The sequence below is a fragment of the Nesterenkonia sp. AY15 genome, assembly GCF_022565855.1.
Classification (GTDB): Bacteria; Actinomycetota; Actinomycetes; order Actinomycetales; family Micrococcaceae; genus Nesterenkonia.
This window is the reverse complement of record NZ_JAJOYV010000002.1, coordinates 205269-224529: the sequence shown is the minus strand read 5'-3', so window position 1 is coordinate 224529 and position 19261 is coordinate 205269. Positions and strand designations below refer to the sequence as shown.

The window sequence follows — 19261 nt, the reverse complement described above, 5'->3', positions numbered from 1 at the left end:
CCAGAAGACTGGCACTGACTGATCCGCTCAGGACATCGGTAGAGTTGGGCGCATGAAATATGCCCAGTCCGTCGTCGAGCTGATCGGCCGAACCCCTCTGGTGAAGCTGAATCGGATCACCGAGGGCGTCTCCGCCACCGTCCTTGTGAAACTCGAATACCTCAACCCCGGTGGGTCCATCAAGGATCGCATCGCGCTGAAGATGATCGAGGAGGCCGAGTCCGCGGGTCTGCTGAAGCCCGGGGGAGTGGTGGTCGAGCCGACCTCCGGCAACACCGGCGTCGGCCTGGCTCTGGTGGCCCAGCAGAAGGGCTACCGGGCGGTCTTCGTCACGGTGCCCAAGGTGGCCCAGGAGAAGCGTGACGTGCTGCGCGCCTACGGCGCCGACGTCGTCGTGGGCCCGGCAGGTGTCCCCGCAGAGTCCCCGCTGTCCTACTACGGGATCTCCGACCAGCTGGCAGGCGAGATCGAGGGCGGCTACAAGCCGGACCAGTTCTCCAACCCGGCCGCGCCGAACTCCCACTACGAGACCACCGGGCCAGAGATCTGGGACGACACCGACGGCAAGGTCACCCACCTGGTGGTCGGCGCCGGCACCGGCGGCACCGTCACCGGCTCCGGGCGCTACCTCAAAGAGGTCTCCGCCGATCGCCCCGGCGGCCCCGTGCGCGTGGTGGTCGCTGACCCCGACGGGTCCATCTACTCCGGCGGTGAAGGCCGTCCCTATTTCGTCGAGGGTGTCGGCGAGGACATCTGGGTGAAGAACTACGACGCGTCGATCCCGGATGAGCACCACGCCATCTCCGACGCCGAATCCTTCGCCATGGCACGACGGCTCGCCACCGAAGAGGGCCTCCTGGTCGGCGGTTCCTCCGGCACCGCCGTCGCCGCAGCGCTGAAGCTCGCCCAGGATCTGGGGCCCGACGACGTCGTCGTCGCGGTGCTCCCCGACTCCGGACGGGGCTACCTGGGCAAGATCTTCAACGACCAGTGGATGATCGACCACGGATTCGGCGCGGTGGTCTCGAACTCCACCGGTGTCGAGATCAGCGTGAAGAGCTCCGCGGAGCTCACCGACGCGGTGAAGAGCGGACTGATCGGCGCCGACCCGACAGTCGACGACGCCGACCACGCCGCCAGCACCACGAAGCGGGACGCGTCGAGCATGGACGCCGACACCGTGACCGCCGGGGATGTGCTGCTGGCGAAGAGTTCGCTGTTCTCCGCCGCGATGCCCGAGGTGGTCTCCATCTCCCGGCAGACCACCCTGCGCGAGGCGGTCTCGGTGATGAACCGCTACGGCATCGACATCGTCCCGGTGATCGACCAGCCCGGGCGGGTCGCCCGGATCGGGGAGGTCTACGGGATCGTCGACGTCGCCGACCTCTCCGAGGACCTGATCGTCGGTCACGCCACACCCGATGAGCTGGTCACCGACCATCTGGCCATCGACCTCCCGCTGGTCGGGATCACCGAGACCCTCCCGCAGATTCTGAAGAAGCTCAGGAGCAACCCCACCCTGCTGGTCGCCGAGAACGGCGACATCGTCGGGGTGCTCACCCGCAATGACCTGCTTGCGCACCTCTCAGGTGCCCAGGAGAAGGAGACCCGATGACCGAGAACCGCCACGGATTCGCCACCGACGCCATCCACGCCGGACAAGAGATCGACGAGGTCTTCGGGGCAGTGGTGCCGCCGCTGCACTTCTCCACCACCTACGCCCCCGACGGGATCGGCAACCTGCGTCGCGGCTACGACTACGGCCGCGCGGGCAACCCCACCCGCACCTCGCTGCAGACCCAGCTGGCCGCGCTGGAGGGCGGGCGCCACGCCTTCAGCTTCGGCTCCGGCCTGGCCGCCGAGGATGCGATCATCCGCGCCGTCACCCGGCCAGGGCAGCGGATCGTGATGGGCAACGACGCCTACGGCGGCTCCTACCGGCTGATCAGCCGCATCCACGGCGACTGGGGGATCGCGAACACCCCGCTGGACCTCACCGACCTCGACCGGGTGGCGGCCGAGATGTCCGAGCCGGATGCGACGCTGCTGTGGGTCGAGACCCCCTCGAACCCGCTGATGTCGATCACTGACATCGCCGCCCTGGCGAAGATCGCCCACGAGAACAACGCGCTGCTGCTGGTGGACAACACCTTCGCGAGCCCCTACCTCCAGCAGCCGCTGGCGCTGGGCGCGGACATCGTGGTGCACTCCACCACCAAGTACATCGGCGGGCATTCCGACGTCGTCGGCGGCGCCGTGATCACCTCCGACGACGAGCTGGCCGCCTCCATCGGCTTCCAGCAGTTCGCAGTGGGCGCCGTCTCCGGCCCGCTGGACGCCTACCTGACCACCCGCGGGCTCAAGACGCTGGCGGTGCGCATGGACCGGCACTGCAGCAACGCCCAGGCCATCGCCGAGCACCTGGTGGACCACCCCGCCGTAGAGCGGGTGCTCTACCCAGGGCTCCCCGATCACCCCGGCCACGAACTGGCCAAGGCTCAGATGAGCGGCTTCGGCGGGATGGTCTCGATCCAGCTCGCCGGCGGAGAGGCCGCGGCCCGCAAGGTCGCCGAGGGCACCCGACTCTTCATCCTCGCCGAGTCCCTGGGCGGCATCGAGTCGCTGATGAACTACCCGCACGAGATGACCCACGCCTCGGTGCGCGGCACCGAGCTCGCGGTCCCGGAGAACCTGCTGCGCCTCTCGGTGGGCATCGAGGACGTGGCGGACCTGATCGATGATCTCGACACCGCCCTCGCTGGGCTCGAGCGCCGTGGCTGAGTCCTCTCCGACCTGTCTGGCGGGCGCGGCAGATCGGCTGGGACTCACCGGGACCGTGGACGCGGTCTGCGTGGTGCACCAGCTGATCCGCGACGACGTCGGCCAGGTCGGGGTCAGTGGGATCGACAAGCGTCCGGTCTCCGGCCCGGTTCAGGTGCGCACCCTGGGGCTGCATGGTGACGTCCAGGCCGACCGCCAGCACCACGGCGGGCCTGAGAAGGCCGTCTACGCCTATGCGGAGGAGGACGCCCAGTGGTGGGCCAGGGAACTGGGGCGGGAGATCCCATCAGGCAGCTTCGGGGAGAACCTGCGGCTCTCCGGGATCGATCTCGACGGCGCCCACCCCGGTGAGCGCTGGCAGATCGGGGACCGGGTGGTGCTTGAAGCCACGGTCCCGCGCATCCCCTGCGCCACCTTCGGGCGCTGGCTGGATCAGCCCGGCTGGGTCAGACGCTTCATCGCGGCGGGACGGCCGGGCACCTACTTCAAGGTCATCACACCCGGCACCGTGCAGGCCGGGGACCGCGCCGCGGTGATCGCCGTCGCGGAGCGTGCCGGGGTCGCCATTCGGGAGACCGCGCTGCGACGGGGCCCGGCGCTGGCCCGACCGGACGATTGAAAGTCCAGCTCAGGGACGTGGACGTGACCTTCGTCTCCAAAGGCGACAGTCGGGGTGGACCTGGGCTAGACTGAATGGGCATTCTCCGGATGATCCCGTTTTCTCTTGCTGACTCCGAGCGTGCCCCATCCACATGGGGCCGGACGCTCGTAGAGGGTTGTGTGTATCCACGGGTCGACTCCGGAGCCGACAAAGCGGCCGAGTCCCTGTGACTGATCCAGTCCCGTCCTAGATACCCAAGCAACCTGCCCTGCCCATGCAGGGGTTGTGTGCATTGCCATTTGGCACGCCCAGCCCCTTCGAGCAGCGGTGGTTGATTGTGCAGGTTTCCTGGGACTGGATCTTCAGCGGGTCCTCTCGGTCGCATGACATGTGACGAGGAGTCAACATGACGATCCAGGACCACAACTCCGCAGAGCCCACCCCGGGCGACGCCGAGACCGCAGCTGCGGCGCAGACCGCAGCCACCACGGAGTCAGGCGCGACGCAGACGCCGGAGACTGCCACCCCTTCTGAGACCGAGGCTCCCGCCGAGGCCGCACAGGTTGAGACCGAAGCAGCCCCGACCGCCGAGGCCGAGAACACCACCGAGGCCGTTCCGGCCGTCGAGGCCGCTCCCGCAGCTGCCGCGGCACCGGTCGTCGAGTCCGCCCCGGCCGCTGAGGCGCCCGTCGAGTCCGCCCCCGCCGCTGAGGCGCCGGTCGAGTCCGCCCCCGCCGCTGAGGCACCTGTTGCCGAAGCCTCTGCAGAGGCGGCACCCAAGGCCGTTGAAGAGCCCACGGGCCCGAAGTTCTCCGAGCTGGGCCTGGATCCCCGGGTGCTGCAGTCGGTGACCAAGCTCGGCTACGAGACCCCGTCCCCGATCCAGGCGCAGACCATCCCGCTGCTGAGCGAGGGCCGCGACGTCGTCGGTCTGGCCCAGACCGGCACCGGCAAGACTGCGGCCTTCGCGCTGCCGGCGCTGTCCCATATGGCTCGCGCGAACGACGCCGGAGAGCTGGGCAACTCGCCCTCGACTCTGGTGCTCGCCCCCACTCGTGAACTCGCCATCCAGGTCGCCGAGGCGTTCGCCACCTACGCGCAGGGCGTCCCCGGCATCACCGTGCTGCCGATCTACGGCGGCTCCCCCTACGGCCCGCAGCTCGAGGGCCTGCGCCGCGGCGCCCACGTCGTCGTCGGCACTCCCGGTCGCGTCATCGACCACATGACCCGCGGTTCGCTGAACCTCTCCACGATCAAGCACCTGGTGCTCGATGAGGCTGACGAGATGCTGCGCATGGGCTTCGCCGAAGAGGTGGACCAGATTCTGGCCCGCACCCCGAAGACCAAACAGGTCGCACTGTTCTCCGCCACGATGCCCAAGGCGATCCGCCGGATCTCCGCGGACTACCTCAATGATCCGGTCGAGGTCTCGGTCAAGTCCAAGACCTCCACCGGCACCAACACCCGCCAGCGCTTCGTGCTGATCAAGCACTCGGCCAAGAACGAGGCGCTGACCCGCATCCTCGAGACCGAGCCGCACGATGCCGCGATCGTCTTCGTGCGCACCCGCTCGGCCACCGAAGAGGTCTCGAACAAGCTCGCCGCCCGCGGCTTCCGCACCGCAGCGATCAACGGTGACATCCCGCAGAACCTGCGCGAGAAGACCGTGGAGAACCTCAAGTCCGGCCGCATCGACGTGCTCGTCGCCACCGACGTCGCCGCCCGCGGTCTCGACGTCGAGCGCATCACCCACGTCTTCAACTACGACATCCCGCTGGACACCGAGTCCTACGTGCACCGCATCGGCCGCACCGGCCGCGCGGGTCGCTCCGGCGACGCCGTCCTGTTCGTGACTCCCCGCGAGAAGCGCATGCTGCGGTCCATCGAGAAGGCCACCCGCCAGCCGGTCGAGCAGATGTCCATGCCGACCATCGCGGATGTGAACTCCTCGCGGCTCGATCGCTTCTCGGAGCGGATCACCGAGACCCTGGCCTCGGAAGAGCTCGAGGAGTACCGCGGACTCGTGGCCTCCTACACCCAGGAGCACAACACTCCCGCCGAAGACGTGGCAGCCGCACTGGTCGCCATGGTCCACGACGGACGGCCGCTGCTGCTCGACGAGAAGCGCGACGACGAGCTCGTCCGTGAATCCAAGCGTGAGGTCGGCGAGGACCGTGCAGGCGGCGATCGCCCGGATCGCGGCGAGCGCGGCCAGCGTGAGCGCGGACCGCGCACCGCCGGTCCCGGCAACGCGATGTACAAGATCGCTGTCGGCCGTCGCAACGGCGTGAACCCAGGACACATCGTCGGCGCCATCGCCAACGAGGCTGGGCTCAGCGCCCGCGAGATCGGCGGCATCGACATCCGCCCCACGCACTCCCTCGTGGAGCTGCCTGAGAAGCTCTCCTCCGAGCAGTGGGCCGCCCTGGCGAAGACCCGCATCGGCGGGGAGCTGCTGAAGATGGAGCGCGACACCGGCGCTCCCTCCGGCGGCACCGAGTCCCGCGGCGGCTCCGGCGAGTCTCGCGGCAGCTATGCCGGCAAGCGTGAGGGCGGCTCGAGCGATCGAGGCGGCCGCGCAGGATCCGGCGACAGCCGATTCGGCAACAAGGATCGCAAGCCGCGCTGGAAGTGAATCGTCCCCCTGAAAAGGGGTTCGGACTTCGCCGCCGCAGGTCCCGATCTGCGGCGGCGGAGACACCCGGTCAGGGGAGAGGCAGCTCACCTCTGACCGATTTTTGAACGGTGCTGAACTGGTGGTAGAGTTCAGTGCTGTTGCCCCAATAGCTCAGTGGTAGAGCGCAGTCTTGGTAAGACTGAGGTCGCGGGATCGATTCCCGCTTGGGGCTCTGATTGGGAGCCCGCGCAGCGCAGCACATTGCGCGGCGCGGGTCTTTCTCATTCAAGCCGATTCTCCTCCTCCCTGGCGGGGTGGAGGGTCGGGGTATGGCGGTGTAGCTCAGCTGGTTAGAGCGCACGACTCATAATCGTGAGGTCGGGGGATCGAGCCCCCCCACCGCTACCGAGAACGCCGCACAGGCGACCTGCATGTCGGGCCCCTACGCTTCACTGCGTGGGGGCCCGACGTGCATCCGCTGGCGTCAGCGAGGGGTTGAGCAACGAATATGCGAACTGCCCGTGCGCGCCAGTCCGCTCCGCCGTGGACCCGTGGGAAGACCTCCAGCCGGACCGTCTCAGCGTCCACCCGGGAGTTCAAGACCCTTCAGCGGTACGTGGCGGTCTCGGTCAGGACCTGTCGGAGAAGCGCTGCATAGTCGTCTGGCCGCTCGAAGGAGGCCCGGTGGCTGGATGCGGGCAGCTCCACCCACGTCTTGGCGGGGGCCTCCAGCTGTTCGAACCATTCTCGGGCCGGCTCGACCCGGCCGCGTGCTTCGTGCTCACCCATGACGACGTAGACCGGGACGTCGAGACGTGGTGCCTCGTCGCGCAGGTCCACATCCTGCAGCTGTGGGTACAGCAGGGAGTACGTGTCGAGCAGGCCGCGGATCGCGTTCACCTGGTCCATGAAGGTGTTCTCCGGCACCCAGATGGTCGCGGTCATCTCGGTCGAACCGTCGAACTCCGGGTAGGAGTAGATGGTTCGCTCCGTACCGACGATCGCTGTGTAGTCGAGCATGTCCGAATACGGCGGCGGACCCTGCGCGATCAGCTGCGCCTCGAGCTCCTCATCCTCTGTCGCGCTCGCCAGCTCCAGGCTCTCGTCATAGAAGATCTGGTCGGTCTCGCGGAGATCGACCATCTGCCCGGTGCCCACGAAGGCCCGATATCGCTCCGGGTGCTGCTGTACGGCCAGCACTCCTGGGAGCGTGCCCCACGACTGGCCGGTGAGGATGATCCGATCCTGGGCGAACCGCTCGCGCAGATGCTCGGTCACCTCGAGCGTGTCATCCACCACCCGTTGCAGCGTCATGTCCTCGACCGGGTCGATCGCGGAGTACGACTTGCCGGTCCCCGGCTGGTCCCAGGTGACCACGACGAAGTCCTCTTCCAGCGACGGGTCCAGCCGCATGGCCCCCAGGTCTGTGCCCCCCGGCCCGCCGGCGAGGTGAAGCAGGACAGGGTCCTCCACGTCTGAGCCGCGGATCATCAGGGTCTGGTCTGACCCATTGACCGACACGGTGACGAGCTCGGCGATGCTCCCCTCCACGGGTTCACCGGTGGCGTCGAGGACCGGGGCCGTTGACGCGGGACGGGCGGCCAGGGCCGCCAGCACCAGCACCGTCACACCGGCCAGCAGCACCCCCGACCAGCCCCACCTGGTCATCCGGGTCGGACCACCTGTCCCCCGGCGGGCCGCGACCTCGACGCCGAGACGACAGCCCAGGATCATGGGCACCAGGACCAGCAGCCCGTGCACGCCCCGCCCGGCCAGGAAGCCGAGGACCGCGATGAGGGAGTCGAGGCGGATCTCGTCGACGGTGGCACCGGCCGTGCCGAGGCGGGCCACCTCGAAGACGGTCAGGAAGACCACGGGGGTCAGCAGCATGCTCCACCGGCTGCGCAGCAGGGCTCCCGCGAGCACGCCGACTGTGAGCGCGCCGAGCATCGACCACAGCACCTCGCCGGCGTTCAGCGGGCCGCGGGGGGTTGCCCAGGCGGCAATCAGTCCGGCGCCGCCGGCCACGAGCACCGCCAGGACCACCGACACAGTGATCGACGGCTGGCCGTCCCGGACACCACGAGCCGACGGGCTGGAGCCGCCGACGCCTGAGGTGGCCTGGGGCCTACGCTGCCGTTTCGGCCCCTCAGCGGCGCGCGTGTCACTCATGGCAGTCCTCCATCTGCGCGCCCCGCATCCGGGACGACTCGACTGACACGACCACCGTACGACGGCGCACAGACGACCACCAGGGGCCGATGCCCGACCAGAAGTGACCAAAGGTCCTGTCCTGCGGGCCGGGACGAGGCGCATGCTGAGCTCGGCTGCAGGGGACCCACTGCTGCAGACCCATGGTGCCATCTGGAGGTCCAGGCGACGGCGACCCCCGCGCCGCCGATCGTGGCGGCTGCCGCAACCTGCTGACCACCCAGTACGGCACCTTCTTCACCCGCTTCGCCGACGACCACCGTGCGGAGAACTTCAGGTCGAGGGACCGGATCTTTCCTGCCACCGGTGTCACCGCCGCAGACGACACCTGGGAGTTTGATCGCGCCGAGCAGTCTCTGCCCTCGACCTATCGGTTCGAGGGTGAGGACCACGCCATGGGCGCCAGACGGCCACATCTCCAGCCTGGATGACGAGGTCACCGACTACGTCCCACAGCTGACCGGCAGCGGCTACGACGGCGTCACCATCCGCCACCTGTTCACGATGTCCAGCGGAGTCGAGTTCGACGAGGACTACGACTCGCCGCTTGCGGACGTCAACATGATCTTCCTCCGTGCGTTCGCTCTCGAAGAGCCCATGCTCGACCATTACGCCAACCTCGAGCGGGAACGGCCGCCCGGCACTTCCACAACTACGTCAGCTCCGACACGGGGGTCCTGGCCGAGGTCCTCAGCAACGCCACCGGCACCTCGGTCGAGGGACTACCTGCGCCTGGGGCGCCTCTACCTCAACGAGGGGAGGCGCGACGGGCAGCAGGTGCTGCCCGTCGGATGGGTTGAGGCCTCCACGACGCCAGAGGCCCCTCACCTGCAGGGGCCAATACATCTGCGTCAACCCCGCCCGTGAGGTGGTGATCGTCAAGTCGAGCACTGACCATCACTTCGATGACAACGACCACGAGACCATCGCGGCGTTCCGCGCCATCGCTGAAGCCGCAGCACCTTGAAGCATGGGTAGACACGGCACGCTTCCAGCTTGGGGCTCACCCTTCGAGTGACCGTGCGATCGCGCATGGGTCATCAGCTTCAGCGTGTGCGACCAGCCAGGAGAATTCACCGCCATCGTGCTCACCTTCGCCGAGCATCGCCAACTATTGGTTGACCCACCATCGTCTTCTGACGCGGGCCGCTGCGCGATCAGCGCGACCGCCGTAGCCGGTTGATCAACCCCAGACCGCGTAGGCATCTGGAGCTCGCCGGCGCACGAGCGCCTCGGCTGGCCACGTCAGCAACAGCATCACGAGGCCGGCCACAGGCGCCGCGAACGAGACCGCCAGCGCGAGCAGCGTCACGGCCGTGCTCGATCCCCACCCGGCCACCACCCATCGGAACAACCCCTGGGGCATCGGCCGCCACCACGCGTCGACCGCGCCTGCGCGCAGCAGCAGGCCCAGGTGCAGTATCGCGATCAGACTGAGCAGCAGCAGGTACGGCACGACCGTGCCTCGCAGCGTCGGGTCCCGACCGAGCAGGCTCGTCGGGTAGGGCACCAGCGCCACCGCGCCGAGCAGTGCGAGATTGATCGCGATCAGGCCCGGCTCGACGAACCCCAGGACCGCGAAGAACCGGTGGTGCACCCACCAGAAGTTCGCGACGACCGCGAAGCTCACCACGAAAGCGATCAGCTCCGCTCCCTGGCCGGAGACGGCGCCCATGGTGGTGTCGAGTCGTACCCCGGAGGCCTCCATCGTGGAGAACACCAGCAGCGTCATTGCGATCGCGAAGAGCGCGTCGCTGAGGTTGAGCACCCGGGCGAACTCCTGCGAGTCCCGGCCGTAGCGGCGGCGGCGGAGGGCGTCCTCATGGTCGCGGTGCGGCATGACGTGACTCTACGCGCGTCCCGACCGATCTGTCCGTTGCGGATCCCGTGGTCTACCGACTTTGCATTCCGCCGGGTCCCTTGGTGCTGCCTGTAAGCCTCATTCACGAATTCCTGCGGCCAGGGCTGTACCAGCAGCACACCCGAGCAGCCCCAACTCGTCTTCCGGGCCGGACCGTCCGCCCCGCATCCGGGACGACCTCGACTGAGACGACCACCGTTCAGGATGCCTGCGTGCTGTCCCGCTCTCTCAACGCATCCTCGAGGAGCGTGACGAGCGCCTCGAGCTGGATGTCGGCGGAGTCAGGGATATCCTGGTCGGTCCCGTCAAGAGCCCGGGCGGCCAGCCCCGCCTTGCTGTCGATGAGCTCGGCGATCTTCGTGTCGAGGGTCTGCGCGGCGATGATCCGCCACGCCGTGACCGGCTCCTCCTGGCCGATGCGGTGGATGCGGTCGATGGCCTGGGTCTGCTCGGCGTGGGTCCACGACAGTTCCGCGAGCACCATGTTCGAGGCGACCTGCAGGTTGATGCCGACGCCGGCGGCCGTCAGTGAGCACACGGCGACGGCGACGTCCGGGTCGTTGGTGAATGCGTCGATGTGCTTCTGTCGAGCCGATGCCGTCTGGTCGCCGCGGATGGAGGCGTACCGGATGCCTTGCTTGGCGAAGGTCGCCTCAGCGGTGTCCATGACATCGATGTGCTTGGCGAAGAAGACGACCTTGCCGGCGCTGCGGGCGAGCTGCGCGGCGTAGTCGGCCGCGAGGCCGGCCTTCGCCTGGCCGATCCGCCGCGTCATGGTGAACACGTTCTCGTTCGACTTATTCGTCGTCTTGCTCGCCCGCTCCCGCGCGGCGACCTGGCGGACGAGGACGTGGTCGATGCCTTCGACGACGTCGCCTGGCGCCTGTGCCGCCAGCGCGCGCTCATAGCGCGTGAGGAGACGACGGACGAGGCTCTGTTCGGCGGCCCGGATGGACCGCCCGGCCTCGTCGTCGAGCTCGACCGGGACGTCGGCCACGCGGCGGGCGGGCAGGTCTGCGGCCACGTCCACCTTGCGCCGCCGCACGATGCCGCGGTCGATCACGGCTGCGCGCGCGGCGGCGGAGAAGCCGCGGTCGGCCGGTGTCAGACCTATCTGCTCGAGCGCATTCATCAGCTCACCGAGCGGCTTGGTCTCATCGACCCAGCCGAGAAACTGCCAGATCGCCTTGAAGTCCTCGATGTCGTTGATCAGCGGTGTGCCGGTGAGGGCGATGAGCAGCGGGTCGGCGATCCGCGTGCGGATGCGCTCGGAGAGCTGCAGCACGTTCTGGGACCGCTGCGACTTCCGGTTCTTGATGTAGTGCGCCTCGTCGACGACCATCCCGCGCAGACCCAGTTCGCGGAGCCAGCCCGCGTGCCGATCGAGCACCTCATAGTTGACGATGATGATGTCCGCGAAGCCGTCGATCCGCTCCCCGTCGCCGTGGACCACCGTCGCGGGGCGGCTGGGCGTCCACAGCATGGCCTCGCGCGCCCAGTTCATCTTCACGACGTTCGGCACGACGACGAGCAGCGGGTAGGCGTCCGCCGCCTGAGCGGCGAGCAGCGCCTGGGCCGTCTTGCCCAGGCCGGGCTCGTCGGCGAGCAGGAACGTCCGGTGTCCCGCCGCCGCGGCGGCGACCAGCCTTGCCTGGTGCGGCATGAGTTCCAGCCCTTGGGTCGCCCGGCTGGCGGTCGGCTCTGGCAGGTCCATGCACGAGAGTGCGCCGCCGTCGGCGAAGGACCTCATCAGCGGTTCGATGAGCTCCCAGCCGACGAGGCGACGGGGCGCGGCGGTGCGCTTGGCGACGGCGGAGTAGTCAGGTTCGAGGAAAGGGTTAGCGAGCTGGCGAGATGCCACCGAGGCGGGCACCACCCGGCGCTGCGTGTCCGCCTTGGGCTCGGCCGGTTCGGGCTGTCCGGACTGTCCGGGCTGTTCGGCGGGATCTTCCGGCACCTCGATGCCGGCGGACTGGAGGAGCTCGCGGCGCAGCGAGCGCGCACGATCGGAGATGACCGCGTCGTCGGCGAGCAGCCCAAGAAGGGAGGGGTCGCGGGCGGCCGTCGTCGCGAGGATGGTGGCGATGCCGTCGAGGCGCTTGAGCTCTTCGGCGCCCCGGGCCCCCGGTTTCGTCTCCTCCGCCTTGACGCGGGCGCGTTCCTCGCGCATGAGAAGTGCCACGACCTGGAACTTGGTCCGGGTCGAGGGCAGGTCGAGACCGCGCTGCACCGAGGACTCGACCTCGCGGACTACCTTGGCGAGCAGGTGGATGATGCCGCCGTCGTCGTGTTGGCGGGGTCGCCGTCGGGTGCGCGTGCGCGCGACGTTCTTACGCTGGGCTCCTCGAGCCACGGAGTCCTCCTCGAAAGCGATTGGTTCTTCACATCGGCGGGACGGTGTCCGCACCGCACCCGCGGCGGGGTGAGGGACATCCGAGAAGTCTCGGCAGAGACGTCCCGGAGCACAAGCTGGTCCAGCGGATCCGCAAGAGATCGACGCGTCGAACGGGTCCAGCCGCGAGGGCCCCGCCAGCGTACCGCGTGCTGGGCGCCTCTCAGCCCTCGGGAGAGCGTTCACGACGCAGACGACGCCCGGACACCGCCACGACGTGCGCGTTCCGGCGCTGCCCGTTCGAGCGTATGGATGCCGACGGGCTGGAGATCCTATTGTGTCACCGTTCTCCGGTCGGGACAGGACAACTGAACGCGCTGACCTCATGCATGACGCCCGCGAAGGCCGAAGAGGGCAGTCCGCTGACTCAGAGGTCACCACTCAGAGATCACGACGCAGAGCTCTGGACCTCTGCCCCGGGCGGTTCGATGCAGCTCCGCACGACCCCTGCATCTGCTGGTTCATCGGGAGCAGCAGCGCACCGGGTGGACCCGTCAGCGTGCCGCCTGCGAGGCTGTGGTCAGGTCTGCCAGTCCCGCGGCGAACCGGTCGAGGATGATCTCCACCAGCTCCGCCGGTGCCTGCGACGAGTCCTGGGGCAGCAGCGACCGGGTGACCACGTCGGCGCCTGCGCGTTCGAGCAGCTTCTGGAAGTAGCCCGGTGCCAGCAGATAGCTGATCAGCACGACCCGGCCCCGCGCGGTGCTCCGCGCCTGTGCCACTGTGGTCTTCACCGAGGGCTCTGCGAAGGAGAGGTAGGCGTCCTGGACCGGGCGGCCCAGCCGGGCCTGGAGCCGAGCCGCCATGTCCTGACAATCCCGCACGGCCGAGCTGTCCGAGGAGCCCGCTGCGGCGAAGATCAGGGTGTCCCGCGCGGAGTCGACCCCGGCCTGAACCATCCGGCGCAGCAGCAGATCCACCAGCCGGTCATCGGGGCCCAGCGCACCGCCCACGGTCACCGGACGGTCCAGATCGGCGGTGTCCTCCCTGAGGTCCACATTGACGTGGAAGCCGGCGGAGAGCAGCAGGGGCACGACGACGACGGCCATCTCCTCGGGCAGGGAGGCCAGGCTGGCGGGGACGTCAGGCTGCTGCACATCCACGTGCCCGAGCCTGACCGGATCCGCGCATCCCCGCGCGGCGGCGACCTCCTGGACCCGCTGCGCCAGCTGCGCGACCAGGCGCTGTCCCTCAGGATCGGAGGTGCCGTGGGAGACGGCCAGCAACGCGGCAGACGTTTCGACGGCGTGGGTCATCAGAGAAACCTCAGACTTTCACCTCGATGAATCCGGCTTGGACGCGCACCGGATAGGAGTTCAGCTGCAGCGCCTCATCGCTGAGGCACTGACCGGTGGCCAGGTCATAGGGCTGCTTATGGATCGGTGAGGCCAATGTAGGCCGGCCAGCTCTGGACCCGACGATACCGCGAGACATCACATTCGCGCCGGCGCAGGGATCCAGCTGGGACACCGCATGCACCGTCTCGCCCTGCAGCCGGATCAGCGCGATCTGCGTGCCCTGGACCAGAGCGGCCTCGCCCCACATCGGCTCCAGGTCCTCCAAGCGGCACACCCGATGCCAGAAGGGCTCGGTGCCTGGGGCTCCGGCAATGGACGTGGGCGTGTATGCGGTCGTGGTCGCGGTGCTCATCGCCCCAGCCTAGGCAGGAGCAGTTTCGTCCGGAACGCCAGCGTGTAAAGCCCTGATGACGCTGATCTCACCAGCGCTGAGAACAAGATGAGGACCTTGTCATATTGGTGTTACAAACGCGACACCGCTGAGAAATCGCGTGTTCCTAGGCTGGGGCGAACCCTCGACGGTCCGGCGCACCCCTATCGAACACCGAAGACCTCCGCCAGATCGACGTGAAGGCAGATCGCACTCATCGGCTACCGCGAAGGTGAACTCCCATGGACGCAACCCCACACTCGGCCCCGGCCGGGACCGAGCGGCATATCGCCGTCGTCGGAGGCGGCCCCGCCGCCCACCGGCTGACCGAGGCCCTCATCGCCCGGGACCCCGTCGGTCTCCGGATCAGCGTGTTCACCGAGGAAGCGTCGGCCCCCTATGACCGGGTGGCGCTGTCCCGACGCTTCGCGCAGTTCGACGATGAGCTGCTGCTGGGGGACCCGGCGCTCTGGGCCGATCCCCGGGTCCAGCTGCACACCGCCACCGCGGTGACCCAGGTTGACGCGCAGGCCCAGACGCTGCGCACGGCGGCCGGTGAGGTGTACGGCTTCGACGAGCTGGTGCTCGCCACCGGATCCTCCGCGCCCAGGCCACCGATCGAGGGCAGCGAGCACATCGCGGTCTACCGAACCCTGGACGACGTCGACTGGCTCCGGCAGCGCGCCGCCGAGCTCAGCGCCGAGCTGGGCCGTCCGGCCCGCTGCGCGGTGATCGGCGGCGGCCTGCTCGGCCTGGAGGCGGCTGGCGGGCTCAAGGGCCTCGGTGCCGAGGTCACGGTGGTGCATTCCCGCCCCTGGCTGATGAACGCCCAGGTGGACGAGTTCGGCGGCCGCACCCTGAACCGGCTGCTTCAGCAGGAGGGCTACCGGCTCCAACTCGGCCACCGGCCCACCCGGATGGCCGTGGACCCAGAGGCAGGACCAGAGCAGAGCCGCTATACGCTGGAGTTCGCGCAGGGCCCCGACCTGCCCGCGGACCTGGTCGTCGCCGCCATCGGCATCACCGCCCGCGACGAGCTCGCCGCTGCGGCAGGAATCGACTGCGCCGAGCGCGGAGGCGTGGTCATCGACGAGACCTGTGCCACCTCGGCGTCGAAGATCTGGGCCATCGGAGAGGTCGCGAGCTACCAGGGCATCTCCATGGGCCTGGTCGCTCCGGCCAATGCGATGGCCGAGGTGGTCGCGGACCGGCTCAGCGGGGGAGCAGCCTCGTTCGTCGGGTTCGACACCGCCGCGAAGCTCAAGCTCGCCGGCATGGACGTGGCCTCCTTCGGAGACGCCTTCGCCGAGACCCCCGGCGCGCTCGAGGTCGTCTACGCCGACGCCGTCGGCGGCATCTATCAGAAGATCGTGGTCACCGACGACGCCACCACCCTGCTCGGCGGGGTCTTCGTCGGTGACGCCAGCCCCTATTCCTCGCTGCGCCCGCTGCTGGGCCGTGAGCTGCCGGCCGCCCCCGGCGCGTTCCTCTCCGCCGCCGGTGGCGGAGAGCTGGACCTGGAGCTGCCTGACGACGCCCAGGTCTGCTCCTGCAAGGACATCTGCGCGGGACAGATCCGATCCGCCGTCACCGGCGACGGGACCACCCCCGGCTGCACCGACATGGCCGCGATGAAGAGCTGCACCAGGGTCGGCACCCAGTGCGGCTCCTGCATCCCGATGGCGAAGAAGATCATGGAGAAGCAGATGCTCTCTCTGGGGTTCGACGTCTCCAAGGCGCTCTGCGAGCACTTCGGCCACTCCCGCGCCGAGCTCTTCGAAGCCGTGCGGGCCACCCAGCTGACCAGCTTCACCGAGATCGTCGCCCGGTTCGGAACCCCCGCCGACGCGCAGCTCAACCTCGGCTGCGACATCTGCAAACCGGTCGTGGCCTCGATCCTGGCCGCCCAGCACGGCGCCGAGTACATCCTCGAAGCCGGTCGCGGCACGCTGCAGGACACCAATGACCGGGCCCTGGCGAACATGCAGAAGGACGGCACCTACTCGGTGATGCCGCGGATCCCCGGCGGGGAGATCACCCCGCAGAAGCTCAAGGTGATCGCCGAGGTCGCGGCCGACTTCGACCTCTATACCAAGATCTCCGCGGCCCAGCGGGTTGACATGTTCGGCGCCCGGCTGGAGCAGCTGCCGCAGATCTGGCGCCGCCTGGTCGACGCCGGATTCGAATCCGGTCAGGCCTATGGCAAGGCGCTGCGCAACGTGAAGTCCTGCGTGGGCTCCAGCTGGTGCCGCTACGGGGTCCAGGACTCGGTGGCCATGGGCATCCGGCTGGAGAACCGGTACCGCGGACTGCGCTCGCCGCACAAGATGAAGTTCGGCGTCTCCGGATGCGCCCGCGAGTGCGCGGAGGCCCGCGCGAAGGACGTCGGCGTGATCGCCACCAGCGACGGCTGGAACATGTACGTCGGCGGCAACGGCGGGGCCACCCCGGCCCACGGACAGCTGCTGGCCAAGGACCTCGACGACCCGACGCTGCTGCGTTACATCGACCGCTACGTCATGTACTACGTGCGCACCGCAGACCGGCTCCAGCGCACCGCGCGCTGGATCGAGGAGCTGCCCGGGGGCGTCGACCACGTCCATGACGTGGTGGTCAAAGACTCCCTGGGCATCGGAGAAGACCTCGAAGCGGCCATGGCCAGACACGTAGATGGCTACGAGGACGAATGGGCCGCGACGCTGCGCGACCCGGAACGGCTGCGCCGATTCCGCAGCTTCGTCAACGCCCCGGACGCCCCGGACACCGGACTGGCCTACGTGATCGAGCGCGGACAGCGCCGCCCGGCCACCGAACAGGAGAAGCTCGACGCCGCGGCAGGGGAGGGTCCGGTGCTGCTCACCGGGCCGCGCATCCCGGTGCGCGAGGAGATGGTCCGAGAAGACGCCGCCCGGGCAGGCGCGCATCAGGAGCCGGGGGAGGCCCGCCCGGGCGTCCCCGTCCCCAACAACCTGGCAGCCGCGGAGGGAAGGTCATGATGGTTCTGGGAGAGGTGACACTGATCGGAGGCGGCCCTGGAGCCGCCGACCTGATGACCGTGCGAGCCCGTGACGCGTTGGCGATCGCCGACGTCGTCTTCTACGATCGGCTCGCGCCCACCGAGGGTCTGCGCGAGTGGGCCCCGGCGGCCGAGCTCTACGACGTCGGCAAGCGTCCCGGACATCGCCGGGTCGCCCAGGAGGACATCCAGGCGATGATGACCGACGCCGCGCGCAGCGGTCGACGCGTGGTCCGGCTCAAGGGCGGTGACCCGTTCGTCTTCGGACGCGGCTGCGAGGAGGTCGCCGCATGCCGTGACGCCGGCATCCCGGTGACGGTGGTCCCGGGGATCACCTCGGCGATCGCCGTGCCCGCCGCGGCAGGGATCCCGGTCACCGCCCGCAACGTCTCGAAGTCCTTCACCGTGATCTCCGGACACGACCCGCTCAGCGAGCAGGAGCTCTCCGGCCTGGCCGCTCTGGGCGGCACCGCGGTGATCCTGATGGGTGTGGGCACGCTGGGACACACCATGGCCGGGCTGCAGCGCCACGGGCTCGCCGGAGAGACCCCGGTGGGGATCGTGGAGCGCGGCTTCAGCGCCGATCAGCGGGTGCTCATCGCCCCGCTCGGCGAGATCCTCGGGGTCGCGGCCGAAGCCAGGCTGCGCTCGCCGGCAGTGCTGGTGATCGGGGAGGTGGTCCGGCTGGCGGCGACTGAGCCCTGCTCCGGCGAGGCCCGCAGCGACACCGACTCCTCTCCGGCGGTCGCCGGGGAACAGGTCATCCGCGCCATGGCCGGGGCGGTGCTCTGATGACCGCAATCACCTCCTCCGACGCCCCTCTCCCCGCCGGCGGCAATGGCGGGTCTGCCGTCAGGACTGCGCCCGAGACCGCTTCGGCGGTGCCGCAGACCTTGGCGGGCTTCCGGATCGGGGTCACCTCAGACAGACGCAGCGAGGACCTCATCTGCGCGTTTCAGCGGCGCGGGGCCGAAGTCATGCACGCCCCTGCGCTGCGGATCGTCGCGCTGACCGAATCTGTGACCCTGCAGCAGGACACCCGCCGGGTGATCGACGCGGCACCGGACTTCGCGGTCATCACCACCGCCTACGGGATGCGCCGCTGGTTCGAGGCCGCGGACGCCTATGGTCTGGGCGCGGAGCTCTTCGACGCCCTGGAGCAGGCGACCATCCTGGTGCGCGGTCCCAAGGCGCGCGGTGCGGTGCGGGCTGCGGGCCTCGATGACGACGGCTCCGCCGAGGACGAGCGCACCGCGACCGTGGTGGACATGCTGCTGACCCGTGACGTGAGGGACAAGACCGTGGCGCTGCAGCAGCACGGGGCCAGTGATGATTCGCAGATCCACCGGCTCCAGGCGGCTGGCGCCAGGGTGGTCACCGTGCTGCCCTATACCTGGACCAGGCCCGATGAAGACTCGGACCTGCTGCGCATGATCGACGCGGTGATCGAACGACAGCTCGACCTGATCACCTTCACCGCAGCCCCTGCAGTGGAGGCGTTCCTCTCGGTGGCCCGTCAGTACGGAAGGTCGGAGGCGCTGGTCGCAGCGCTGCGCGGCGACGTGGTCTCGGTGGCCGTGGGCGCTGTGACCGCAGGACCCCTCTACGATGCGGGGCTCAGCCCGATCATCCCCTCGCGCTGGCGCCTGGGCGCGATGATCAAGCTGGTCTGTGACCACCTCGAGGAACATCAGACGCTGCGCATCACCACCCGGCACGGACCTGTCGAGATGCGCGGCTCCGAGGTGCGCCTCCCCCAGCTCACCGACCAGGCGGTGCGTCTGCCGCCGGGGCCGTTGTCGCTGATGCGGGCGCTGGTCAAGGCCGAGGGGGCGGTGCTCTCCCGGGAGCATCTGATGCAGGTGCTGGTCCAGTGCGATTCCGAGCATGCCCTGGAGATGTGGGTCTCCCGGCTGCGCAAATCGCTGCCGGTCAGCGGTCTGGTGAGCACCGTGGTCAAGCGCGGGTACCGGCTCGCGGTCTGACCCTGCTCGCCGTCTCACCGGGCTCACCGCCTGACCGGGCTCACCGCCTGACCGGGCTCACCGCCTGACCAGGCTCACTGCCTGACCAGGCTCACTGCCTGACCAGGCTCACTGTCCGACCTCGCACAT

General features: G+C 69.0%; 14 protein-coding genes and 2 tRNA genes. 11 read left to right on the top strand and 5 right to left on the bottom strand.

Features of this window, described 5'->3' with window-relative positions; genetic code table 11:
* The first annotated feature begins 52 nt into the window (after positions 1–52).
* The 6 genes from LSI54_RS04890 (at position 53) to LSI54_RS04865 (ending at position 6404) form a co-directional block, all read left to right on the top strand.
* Positions 53–1615 (top strand): pyridoxal-phosphate dependent enzyme, encoded by a 1563-nt coding sequence (locus LSI54_RS04890; RefSeq protein WP_241476071.1) that lies wholly within the window; start codon positions 53–55, stop codon positions 1613–1615.
* Positions 1612–2781, top strand: a complete 1170-nt coding sequence (locus tag LSI54_RS04885; RefSeq protein WP_241465434.1) for a cystathionine gamma-synthase — start codon at positions 1612–1614, stop codon at positions 2779–2781. The genes LSI54_RS04890 and LSI54_RS04885 overlap by 4 nt, the downstream gene beginning before the upstream one ends.
* Positions 2774–3400 (top strand): MOSC domain-containing protein, encoded by a 627-nt coding sequence (locus LSI54_RS04880; protein WP_241465433.1) that lies wholly within the window; start codon positions 2774–2776, stop codon positions 3398–3400. The genes LSI54_RS04885 and LSI54_RS04880 overlap by 8 nt, the downstream gene beginning before the upstream one ends.
* Before the next feature lie 388 nt (positions 3401–3788).
* Positions 3789–6017 (top strand): DEAD/DEAH box helicase, encoded by a 2229-nt coding sequence (locus tag LSI54_RS04875; RefSeq protein WP_241470595.1) that lies wholly within the window; start codon positions 3789–3791, stop codon positions 6015–6017.
* Positions 6018–6159: 142 nt separating this feature from the next.
* Positions 6160–6231: transfer RNA gene (locus LSI54_RS04870), tRNA-Thr, on the top strand.
* Positions 6232–6330: 99 nt separating this feature from the next.
* Positions 6331–6404: transfer RNA gene (locus LSI54_RS04865), tRNA-Met, on the top strand.
* A gap of 201 nt (positions 6405–6605) precedes the next feature.
* On the opposite strand, the gene LSI54_RS04860 is transcribed toward LSI54_RS04865, so the two are convergent.
* Positions 6606–8171, bottom strand: coding sequence for an alpha/beta fold hydrolase (locus LSI54_RS04860; RefSeq protein WP_241477861.1), 1566 nt, complete (start codon positions 8169–8171; stop codon positions 6606–6608).
* A gap of 182 nt (positions 8172–8353) precedes the next feature.
* Here LSI54_RS04860 and LSI54_RS04855 point away from each other — a divergent pair, with 182 nt between their 5' ends.
* Entirely contained in the window at positions 8354–8641 is a 288-nt protein-coding gene (locus LSI54_RS04855; RefSeq protein ID WP_241477860.1) for a hypothetical protein, read from the top strand.
* Positions 8592–9077, top strand: a complete 486-nt coding sequence (locus tag LSI54_RS04850; RefSeq protein ID WP_241477859.1) for a serine hydrolase — start codon at positions 8592–8594, stop codon at positions 9075–9077. The genes LSI54_RS04855 and LSI54_RS04850 overlap by 50 nt, the downstream gene beginning before the upstream one ends.
* A gap of 316 nt (positions 9078–9393) precedes the next feature.
* Here LSI54_RS04850 and LSI54_RS04845 read toward each other — a convergent pair whose 3' ends face one another.
* From LSI54_RS04845 to nirD, 4 genes are all read right to left on the bottom strand, one after another.
* A complete protein-coding gene (locus LSI54_RS04845) occupies positions 9394–10050 on the bottom strand; it encodes a TMEM175 family protein (RefSeq protein WP_241465428.1) in 657 nt (218 codons plus the stop codon).
* 220 nt (positions 10051–10270) lie between these two features.
* Positions 10271–12424, bottom strand: a complete 2154-nt coding sequence (locus LSI54_RS04840) for a DEAD/DEAH box helicase (protein WP_241465427.1) — start codon at positions 12422–12424, stop codon at positions 10271–10273.
* Positions 12425–12957: 533 nt separating this feature from the next.
* A complete protein-coding gene (locus LSI54_RS04835; protein WP_241465426.1) occupies positions 12958–13719 on the bottom strand; it encodes a sirohydrochlorin chelatase in 762 nt (253 codons plus the stop codon).
* A 10-nt stretch (positions 13720–13729) separates the two neighbouring features.
* On the bottom strand, positions 13730–14113 hold the full coding sequence (nirD, locus tag LSI54_RS04830) for a nitrite reductase small subunit NirD (RefSeq protein ID WP_241465425.1): 384 nt from the start codon (positions 14111–14113) through the stop codon (positions 13730–13732).
* Between the two features lie 260 nt (positions 14114–14373).
* Here nirD and nirB point away from each other — a divergent pair, with 260 nt between their 5' ends.
* From nirB to LSI54_RS04815, 3 genes are read left to right on the top strand one after another with little or no spacing between them, the layout of a single operon-like run.
* Complete coding sequence (gene nirB, locus LSI54_RS04825) at positions 14374–17127, top strand: nitrite reductase large subunit NirB (RefSeq protein WP_241470591.1); 2754 nt, start codon at positions 14374–14376, stop codon at positions 17125–17127.
* Positions 17124–17939 (top strand): uroporphyrinogen-III C-methyltransferase, encoded by an 816-nt coding sequence (gene cobA, locus LSI54_RS04820; protein ID WP_241477858.1) that lies wholly within the window; start codon positions 17124–17126, stop codon positions 17937–17939. The genes nirB and cobA overlap by 4 nt, the downstream gene beginning before the upstream one ends.
* On the top strand, positions 17939–19132 hold the full coding sequence (locus LSI54_RS04815; RefSeq protein WP_241465422.1) for a uroporphyrinogen-III synthase: 1194 nt from the start codon (positions 17939–17941) through the stop codon (positions 19130–19132). Before cobA ends, LSI54_RS04815 begins: the two co-directional genes overlap by 1 nt.
* The last annotated feature ends 129 nt before the right edge of the window (positions 19133–19261 follow it).

Excerpts from the sequence above, each read along its gene's own strand:
- LSI54_RS04890 (WP_241476071.1), top strand. The coding sequence starts at position 53 with ATGAAATATGCCCAGTCCGTCGTCGAGCTGATCGGCCGAACCCCTCTG.
- LSI54_RS04885 (WP_241465434.1), top strand. The coding sequence starts at position 1,612 with ATGACCGAGAACCGCCACGGATTCGCCACCGACGCCATCCACGCCGGA.
- LSI54_RS04875 (WP_241470595.1), top strand. The coding sequence starts at position 3,789 with ATGACGATCCAGGACCACAACTCCGCAGAGCCCACCCCGGGCGACGCC.
- LSI54_RS04860 (WP_241477861.1), bottom strand. The coding sequence starts at position 8,171 with ATGAGTGACACGCGCGCCGCTGAGGGGCCGAAACGGCAGCGTAGGCCC.
- LSI54_RS04855 (WP_241477860.1), top strand. The coding sequence starts at position 8,354 with ATGGTGCCATCTGGAGGTCCAGGCGACGGCGACCCCCGCGCCGCCGAT.
- LSI54_RS04845 (WP_241465428.1), bottom strand. The coding sequence starts at position 10,050 with ATGCCGCACCGCGACCATGAGGACGCCCTCCGCCGCCGCCGCTACGGC.
- LSI54_RS04835 (WP_241465426.1), bottom strand. The coding sequence starts at position 13,719 with ATGACCCACGCCGTCGAAACGTCTGCCGCGTTGCTGGCCGTCTCCCAC.
- nirD (WP_241465425.1), bottom strand. The coding sequence starts at position 14,113 with ATGAGCACCGCGACCACGACCGCATACACGCCCACGTCCATTGCCGGA.
- nirB (WP_241470591.1), top strand. The coding sequence starts at position 14,374 with ATGGACGCAACCCCACACTCGGCCCCGGCCGGGACCGAGCGGCATATC.
- cobA (WP_241477858.1), top strand. The coding sequence starts at position 17,124 with ATGATGGTTCTGGGAGAGGTGACACTGATCGGAGGCGGCCCTGGAGCC.
- LSI54_RS04815 (WP_241465422.1), top strand. The coding sequence starts at position 17,939 with ATGACCGCAATCACCTCCTCCGACGCCCCTCTCCCCGCCGGCGGCAAT.